Here is a 1096-nt window from a genome sequence, read left to right as displayed (position 1 = left end):
ACGCCCCGGAACGTGCAGACGTCCGACCCGACCCGCGGACACCGGCCCCCCGAACCACCGTCCACCCCGCCCCCGCCCGGCGGGCCCGCGCACTGCGCGCGGCCCTGGCCGCGGCCCCGTCCGGGCCGTCCGGCTGGGTGGCCCTGGGCGCCCTGCCCACCGCGCTGGCCCTCTGGCTGCTGGCGCTGCCGAAGGCCAGGCTCTCCCGGATGGGCGACCTCGGTCTGCTGCAGGCCCTGCCCCCGCTCTGGTTCGCCGCCCCGGTCCTGCTCACCGTCGGCTTCGTGGCCGTGCTGCGCTCCCCGGTGGTCCGCCACCGGTGGGCGGGCGCCTATGTGCTGGCCCTGATCCTGGTGATCCACGCGACGCCGGGCCTGCTCTACCCGACCCTGCGCTACGCCTGGGCCTGGAAGCACGTCGCGATCATCGACGCCGTGCTGCGGCACGGCGGGACGGTGCCGGGCGCGGGCAAGCTGGACGTCTACAACCAGTGGCCCGGCTTCTTCGAGCTGCACGCGCTGGTCCTGCGCGCCACCGGCCTGGACTCCGTGCTCGGGTACGCCTCCTGGTACCCCGTGATCACCAACGTCCTGCTGCTCGGACCGCTGCTGCTGCTCTACCGGAGCTTCACCACCGACCGGCGGCTGGTCTGGGGCGGGATCTGGCTCTACTACGCGACCGCCTGGGTGGGCCAGGACTACTTCTCCCCGCAGGCCCTCGCCTACCTGCTCCACCTCACCGTGATCGCCCTGGTCGTGCACCGGCTGGCGGTGCGGCGCCGGGAGGCCCGGGCCGAGGCGGAGGGCGACGGCGGGTCCGAGGCCGCTGGACCCGCGAGTCCCGCTGGACCCTCCCGCCCCGCCGGACCCGCGGGTGCCCGCTCCCTCGGGACGGTCCTCGACGCGTCCTCGCGGGCCGGCTGGCGGGCGGCGCCGTTCGCCCTGCTGCTGGTCCTGATCGCCGCGATCGTCTCCTCCCACCAGCTCACCCCGGTCATGCTGGCCGCGAGCCTGCTCCTGCTGGCCCTGGGCCGCCGCAACCGCCGCACCGTCCTGCCGGTGCTGGCCGCCGTGGTCGGCCTCACCGTCCTCTGGGA

General features: G+C 75.8%; 1 pseudogene. It reads left to right on the top strand.

The features are described from left to right. Positions 1-1096 (top strand): annotated as a pseudogene (locus VR45_RS13640) (hypothetical protein); the annotation flags it as partial.

It is taken from the genome of Streptomyces sp. NRRL S-495 (genome assembly GCF_000966955.1).
GTDB classification, from domain to species: Bacteria; Actinomycetota; Actinomycetes; order Streptomycetales; family Streptomycetaceae; genus Kitasatospora; species Kitasatospora purpeofusca.
The sequence above is the reverse complement of the archived record's forward strand: the minus strand, read 5'-3'. Positions and strand labels throughout refer to the sequence as shown.